At 56.7% G+C, this 6,573-nt stretch carries 8 protein-coding genes; 2 read left to right on the plus strand and 6 right to left on the minus strand.

The annotated features are described in order from the left end of the window. The first annotated feature begins 333 nt into the window (after positions 1-333). Positions 334-684: a hypothetical protein gene (locus CKW29_RS24055; protein WP_095143611.1), complete on the plus strand. Its 351-nt coding sequence runs from the start codon at positions 334-336 to the stop codon at positions 682-684. 195 nt (positions 685-879) lie between these two features. Here CKW29_RS24055 and CKW29_RS24060 read toward each other — a convergent pair whose 3' ends face one another. Further along, on the minus strand, positions 880-1,920 hold the full coding sequence (locus CKW29_RS24060) for a sterol desaturase family protein (RefSeq protein WP_095143501.1): 1,041 nt from the start codon (positions 1,918-1,920) through the stop codon (positions 880-882). 224 nt (positions 1,921-2,144) lie between these two features. On the opposite strand from CKW29_RS24060, the gene CKW29_RS24065 reads away from it, so the two are divergent. Then, a complete protein-coding gene (locus tag CKW29_RS24065; RefSeq protein WP_095143500.1) occupies positions 2,145-2,462 on the plus strand; it encodes a DUF2388 domain-containing protein in 318 nt (105 codons plus the stop codon). Positions 2,463-2,613: 151 nt separating this feature from the next. On the opposite strand, the gene CKW29_RS26185 is transcribed toward CKW29_RS24065, so the two are convergent. The 5 genes from CKW29_RS26185 to CKW29_RS24090 form a co-directional block, all read right to left on the minus strand. After that, the gene (locus tag CKW29_RS26185) at positions 2,614-3,105 is read right to left on the minus strand and encodes a hypothetical protein (protein WP_256584937.1); all 492 of its coding nucleotides are present in this window, start codon (positions 3,103-3,105) and stop codon (positions 2,614-2,616) included. A gap of 164 nt (positions 3,106-3,269) precedes the next feature. Further along, entirely contained in the window at positions 3,270-3,737 is a 468-nt protein-coding gene (locus CKW29_RS24075) for an anti-virulence regulator CigR family protein (RefSeq protein ID WP_095149249.1), read from the minus strand. A gap of 115 nt (positions 3,738-3,852) precedes the next feature. Continuing rightward, the gene (locus tag CKW29_RS24080; RefSeq protein ID WP_095143497.1) at positions 3,853-4,047 is read right to left on the minus strand and encodes a hypothetical protein; all 195 of its coding nucleotides are present in this window, start codon (positions 4,045-4,047) and stop codon (positions 3,853-3,855) included. Between the two features lie 150 nt (positions 4,048-4,197). Next, positions 4,198-5,664: a glycosyl hydrolase family 18 protein gene (locus tag CKW29_RS24085; protein ID WP_095149250.1), complete on the minus strand. Its 1,467-nt coding sequence runs from the start codon at positions 5,662-5,664 to the stop codon at positions 4,198-4,200. 47 nt (positions 5,665-5,711) lie between these two features. Then, positions 5,712-6,347, minus strand: a complete 636-nt coding sequence (locus tag CKW29_RS24090) for a lytic polysaccharide monooxygenase auxiliary activity family 9 protein (RefSeq protein ID WP_095143495.1) — start codon at positions 6,345-6,347, stop codon at positions 5,712-5,714. Between the last annotated feature and the right edge of the window lie 226 nt (positions 6,348-6,573).

Below are 6,573 nucleotides of genomic sequence, written 5' to 3' on the forward strand. Positions count from 1 at the left end.
TCGCTGCGGCAACCCGCACTGGATGGACAGCAACCTGCTGCGAGTCATCACGCGACACTCGCAGCCCAAGCATCGCTTGGAACATAGGCCGGGATTGCCTCACCCGCAACCGCTCGCGGCCAGCCGGTAGCCTGGGCACGTGAACGACGACGTCCGCCAATGGGCTGTTGTCGCCCAGTTGCCTCGCCGCGGAGCATGAGCTCGAGGCCCCTTCTCCCTGCGTTATCGGCCACGGCAAGACCAACGGAGCTACAGCTCATCGTCATGACGTTGACGCCCATCGTTCATGGGTACGAAATGATGGGTTCATACGGCTGCCAGAGGACGAAAACAATGGCAACGATCAGCGTGCTGGCTGGCGACTTCCTGCCAGGCGACGCCAGCTATCAATCGGGAGTCTTTACCCTGCAAACGCTTCTCGGTCGTCCCGTCAGGATCCCCGCCGCGTCTTTTGAAACCCTTGAAGCCGCCTGTGTGGAATCGGTGAAGAACACCCGGGATGCCATCGGTCTTGGAATCGCCGGGGCGGTGCTTCTGGGTCCGATAGGCGCTGTGGCCGGGTACCTGATAGCGGGCAAAGATACCGAAGTCACGTTCATCGCAACACTCAAAGACGGTAAAAAGCTGTTGGCGGTGGTGAAGGACGAGACTTATCGGGAGATCACCGCACGCATGCCCGGTTGAACCCTCCGGGCCTTTGCAGCGAACGCCGTTCTAGCAATTCCATGACATCCTTTTCACGAATCGATCACACCCTGGGGCGCAGAGTCTTCCCACTCCTTTGAAAAGCTCCCTTTAAGTCCGCTAACGCGGACTTTTTTATGCGCCGGTGAAAGCCTGGCGGCGCAGGCAGGATTCCCGGCCCACCACCGTCGCCCACTACACAGAGGGCGTTTTTGAGGCTCCGGGTGCACGCACCCTGGGACGTTTGGCCAGGAACAGCCTGCGGGCCGTGTCCACAAAGGGCGTGACGATCAGGCTGTAGACCGTCAGGTACCGCTCATGATCCTGCGCCCCGGTACCGAACCGGACCGGCTCGGGTGTCGAGGTGGTGACATAGAGCGTGCCGAACATCCAGTCCCAGAGTGACAGGTTAGTACCGAAGTTCTTGTTGAAGTGCTGGCGCGCATCGCTGTGGTGAATCTGGTGCTGGGCCGGGCTGTTGAGCACGTGCTCGACGACAGGGCCGAACGAAAGCCAGACATGGCTGTGACGCAGGTTGGCCGCCAGGCTATTGAGGATCAACACCAGGTAGGTCACGCCGAACAAGGTATAGCGGCCGATGACTCCGCCACAGGCGTACCAGAAGACACCGGCATAGGCACCAAGGACAACCGCAGTGCTCAGCTTTTCGACAATCTTTTCAACGAAGTGCACCCGGCTTGCCGTCGCTGGCACCAGAACGGGGGCCGAATGGTGGACCTTGTGGAACGCCCACAACCATCGGCAATGAAACGCCCGATGGGCCCAGTAATGGATGAAGTCCTTGAGCAGAAACACCCCCAGCCCATAGAGCAGGGATAGCCCGAGGTTCTCCCCCACCTGCACCCGCGCGCCCCACAGGCGGGTGAAAAAGCCGATGTAGTCCCCGGAGCGCAGGATGTAGGGGTCAACCAGGCCCACGATGGGCAGCACCAGCGCAACCTTCAGGATCGCCCGCACGAAGTAGTACCGGTAATCGAGCAAGGCCGAACGATGGAAATACACCCGACGGCCGCCGATGAACTGCACGAACGAGCGCGCATCGGTCAGTCCTCGCCGCTTGCGGTGCAGGAACAGGCTGTAGGCGATGCCATAGGACGTGAAGAGGAATGCCAGACCGAGGCGACCATTGAGATCGAACAGGCCGAAAAGCTGCTTGGCGACCGGCTCAAGCACCCACCGGCTCAAGTAGTCATGCAGAAAAACGAGAACATCCACGCAAAGCCGCCCCCATCAAAGGAACGGCATTGTAAATCATTTCGTATTGGCAAGGTGGCCTATAGCCGGTGCCGTGAGTGCCTGGGGAAACCTGTGTTACTACCCTCCCCCTTCAACCCCGTCCAGCCTCGACTCACGCTCAGGAGGGGAACTCCCGGCGGGCACCGCGCCTCATAAAAGTAAGAGCCTGCCCCTTCAGGCTACAGGCTTTGGGAGGACACACCATGCGTTCCTTACTGCTCATTCCTGCGCTATTGCTTTGCCTGCCCGTGGGTTCGGCCATGGCCGATGTGGACGCGAGCGATGTCGCGACCTCTGCCGGGGTTTCCGCGTCGCTGTACTCAACGTTCAAGGACGACAAGATCATGACGCCCACCCGCGATGACCTTTCCAGCTTCGTCGCCAGTGACGGCGCCATTCGGGGCGTTTATCTGGAGTCGGTGCTCAGGCAGATTCGCCAGGATCATCCAGGCCTCAAGGCCAGCGATGAAGACCTGGCCAGGGCGCTGCTCATACGGAATGAACAACCGGCCGGCCAGTAGCGTCACGACACCTTTGCAGAGAACTGAAAAGGTGCCGCGCAGGCTCACTGAAGGACGTCAGACGAGATCCGGGTGACCTGCCCGCGCCTTTCTGCCGGACTGACTGAGCAGGCCTGGCTCTCGGGAGAGCGGCTTGCTCAGTCCTTTACGCTCAATGGGACTTGTTTGAAACCGATGGCTTTGAATCCGACGGCCCGGCATGACTCAACCCTTTGGTGTTGTGATCGCCTGGCGTCGTCGCCGAAATTGCCGTGGCCTTGGCGACGCCGCGCGTATCCTTGGACTGGGCAATGCCTGAAGTCGTGGTGCCGTGGCCGCGATCATCATTGCGATCACTGCCATAGTGGTTGCCGCTGAGACCGTGGTCGCGAGTGGCCTTGCCGGCATGATCGCTGCTCAGTCCTTTACCGTGGCCATTGCTGCTGGAACCACCGGCATGACCCGAACCGCTGTGACCGCCACCCGTACCGCCACCGTGACCACCGCCGTGGCCACCACCGTTTCCGCCGCCACCACCGCCACCGCCACCTTCTTTCGCGTAGGCGGAGTTCATGATGGACAGGTCAGCAGGGAGTAACGGGGCGGCTGCAAGCATCAGGGCGCATGACATTACAGCAACGAGACTCTTGTTTTTTAAAAGCATGATAGCTTCCGTGAGGGTTGTTATGGCGTTACGTAGGACGCCTGAAGCCCCCGACAGTTCAAGCCCCACGACGGACGGAAGGTGGTGAGCCCTGACTCGAACAGGCACACCTCCCCCCATGCGACATCAATGCGCAAGCTGGATGAGCCTTGTCAGCCAATCCGTCAATCGAAAGCGCCGTTGAGCACTTCATAAATGAGTCCGGTGGCGAGCGCGACCAGTATCAGGTCGGTCCCTGCTTGCTGCCACTCGTAGCCATCATAGTGAGGCAGCCTGCCGATCAACCGGCCATCCAGTTTCTTGGCAATCCCCGGCGGTAGAGGCTTGCCTCGCGCCAGGTTCTTTTGAATGCCGGGTGGCAAGGAAGCCCCGGGACTCCAGTAGTCCTGATAGCCCCCAATAATGCCAAGCACGGCGCCGCGATTGATGCTCGGGCCATTGTCCCAATCGTCGCCTGAGTGTTTGCCTGTGTTGCCATGGCCTCCTTGGTTGTCATAGTCCTGGCTGTATTGCGGATTGCCCTTGCCATTCCCTTGCCCCTTCCCGTTACTCGGGTCGGCCGATGCGGTGACTGAACCGCAGGCCAACGCAAGGCATGTAACCGCTGTAATCAACGAGCGAGATCTGAACATATCCGTCCTCTCAGAAAGGGAATACTCCCTGGAATGTAGACGCCATGGGCCGTGTTAGTTCCATGGTCTCGCCCATTCTCGCATCCGGACACAGCAGCGGGCATCCGATTGGCAATCACTTGTGACCGAGCGACCACATCCAGACGCTCAACACGCACAGAAGTATGAAGGCGAGCACGCTCGGCCACAGGGGCATGAGGTAGCCCTCAACGAAAATTTCAGGACGAATAATCAGGCGCATCAGTTGCGCCACGGCCATCAGCGCAAAAACGGCGCAGGCCACGCGCAGGCCAGTGATCGGGGATTTCATAGCGTTCGCCTCCACTTGGGCATCAAGCCAAACCCCTGAACAAAGTATAGAGTTACAAAAACAGAACACCCCGCGAAAGCGTGGCCCTCGCAGGGTGTGGGAGTACCCTTTCATGAAGCCCGGTATTACTGCCGGGCTTCACCTACCGCTCTAAGCACGCTGCCTGATTGCGACTTTCGACCAAAGGGTAAAGGCGACTGGTGGTGTCCAGCCCGAGTTCGATGTGTGCTCTTGCAGGCATAAGTACCTATTGCCTTCGTACATCACACCATCCTCCTTGCGATACCGGTGGTTCAACTGCCACTCAGGGAACTCTGGATCAGTGATGTCTCCAGCGGTTCTAACACTCAGGCCCTTGCTTGGAAACGATTCTTCCCCCAGGGAGTCTGTTGCCGTGACAAAGTAGCTGTACTGAGTGTTTGGCGTTAGACCGGAATCCTTCAGCGTTAAAATCGCCGTACGACCGACTTCAGTTCCATTTCGGTACAGCGTGTATGCCTCGATCGGGCGAGGGCCAGCTGAAGCCCCCCAACTCAAGGTCACGCTGGTTTCGGTCACGTTACTGGACGACAGATTGGCGGGAGCCGTTGGCCGATCACCAATACCTGGTTCTCCGTGAATCAACGGGGCGTAACGACTGTAGAACTCCCAGTTGTAAGGGACATTGTCCCTGCTGATGCCATCGTCCCAGTTGACCGACCAGGTCATCAGTCCCTTGATGGAATGGCCCGCACCCTCAAGACGCTTGAACGCATTGACCACTGCCGCGGAATCAATCACATAGCCAGTGGCCGCAGCGTCGACGTTGGCCGGTAAGCCAATGACGAATTTTTCCGAGGGAATGGCGATGTAGTCCCGAGTACCCGTCACTAGGCTTTCGGTCAGGTAGAAGAGGAAATCCTCTTTCATCGCATCATTGTTTTGAGCAATCCATGCACCTTGACCGCCATTGGCCTCCTGAACCCAAATCCCGTCGCCACCCTGGTTGTAGTATTGAGGCGCGATGAAGTCGTAGTACCCCTCAAGCGCCTGAATGTAAGCAACGTACTTGCCGCCGCTCCTGAGATACGGAAATTCAGGAGCCATGCTGATGATGAAGTGCTTTCCTTCGCCTTTGTAGTGATCCTTCACCAGTTTCAAGGCTGCAGGCAGCACCGTCTTGTTGTCAGCAAAATCGATGGCGCTTTGCTCGAGGTCGATATCCAACCCGTCGAAACCGTAGACCTCAACCAAGCGGATGATTTCGTTGGCCAGTGGCTGCTCATCCCCTTTGTGCAACTCGATATGAGCATCGGCACCGCCCAACGAGATCAATACAGCCCTTCCCTGGCTGTTCAGCACGCCCACCTGACGGCGAAACTCGTCGTCGGAGAAGTTATAGGGTTTAAACGTCGGAATTCCATGGCCTTTCATGAAAGCCACAGCCACAACGTTGTAGTCCTTGGGTATATCCACCAGATTCAGGTTGGAAAACTGTCCACCTTGATAGCCATCACCATGACCGGCCGCCCAGTTATGCCAAAACCCCATCAGGATTTTTTTATTGGCAATGCTCGGCATCAATGACGCAGGATCATTTATTGGGGACTTCAGCAATGAAAAATCAATCTTAGACATTGTTCTATTCCTTCAGAACTGTGCGAGGAGCCGTACCTGGCTCGCGATTATTTAAAGTTCACGTCGAACGCCTGATAAAACGCATTGCCGGTATTGGCAACGATCCAAAGCAAGACAATGACATGATGGCCTTGCTTGCCCACCGGAAGTTTTACTTCATGCTCAACTTTAGGCACCAACTCGTCGGAGTAATTGTAGTACGGAACTTGAGTATAAAAATCGTCACAGAAGGATGTTGGCTCAAGCTGAGAACGGCTAATCCGTTTTTTCGGGTCCCAGCCATCCTTGGTAATGAACCAGCTATAACCCCGAGTGACGTGAGGCACGGGATATACCCATTCGACATGAAATAGTTGACCCGGATCGACATTCAACAAAGGCCAGGTGAATGGGCGATTCAGCTTTTGACTCATTTCTTCGTTAGTGAAGTTAACGCAATCGCGGGCATCGGTCTTGCCACCGCTGAGGATATAACCATCCGCGGGCGGTACCAAGCTCACATTATCCGTCTCATAAGGCTGGGGAAATGGACCAGCAATCAATGACGGAAAGTTCTTCCCGCCTTCCATTTCGTTAGCTTGCCAGTCAAGGATAAGTCCTTCCTGTGTAGCAATAACAGTACGGCTAGCAGGGGAAATCACACGACCATGTTTCAACGGAGCCTTGGTTTCTGGCTTATTCATTGGTTCATTCCTTTGATTAATTGACCTCCTTCCGAGGAGGCGAGCCCTCAGACTAGCGCAAGGTTTTAAATTGTCCACCACAAGAAACTAAATACGACTTGTAGTGGTCTAATGAAACCGGACACCCATTTAGGTGAGAATGCTCGCCAGATCGAGGTGTCAGATGACCAAACAACGCCGTTCCTTTTCTGCTGAATTCAAACGCGAGGCTGCCGACCTCGTGCTC

The organism is Pseudomonas sp. Irchel s3a18, from assembly GCF_900187535.1.
In the GTDB taxonomy this organism is placed as follows: domain Bacteria; phylum Pseudomonadota; class Gammaproteobacteria; order Pseudomonadales; family Pseudomonadaceae; genus Aquipseudomonas.

Bases quoted from the DNA above. Each gene is read 5' to 3' on its own strand.
- CKW29_RS24055 (WP_095143611.1), top strand. From the start codon at position 334: ATGGCAACGATCAGCGTGCTGGCTGGCGACTTCCTGCCAGGCGACGCC.
- CKW29_RS24065 (WP_095143500.1), top strand. From the start codon at position 2,145: ATGCGTTCCTTACTGCTCATTCCTGCGCTATTGCTTTGCCTGCCCGTG.
- CKW29_RS26185 (WP_256584937.1), bottom strand. From the start codon at position 3,105: ATGCTTTTAAAAAACAAGAGTCTCGTTGCTGTAATGTCATGCGCCCTG.
- CKW29_RS24075 (WP_095149249.1), bottom strand. From the start codon at position 3,737: ATGTTCAGATCTCGCTCGTTGATTACAGCGGTTACATGCCTTGCGTTG.
- CKW29_RS24080 (WP_095143497.1), bottom strand. From the start codon at position 4,047: ATGAAATCCCCGATCACTGGCCTGCGCGTGGCCTGCGCCGTTTTTGCG.
- CKW29_RS24085 (WP_095149250.1), bottom strand. From the start codon at position 5,664: ATGTCTAAGATTGATTTTTCATTGCTGAAGTCCCCAATAAATGATCCT.
- CKW29_RS24090 (WP_095143495.1), bottom strand. From the start codon at position 6,347: ATGAATAAGCCAGAAACCAAGGCTCCGTTGAAACATGGTCGTGTGATT.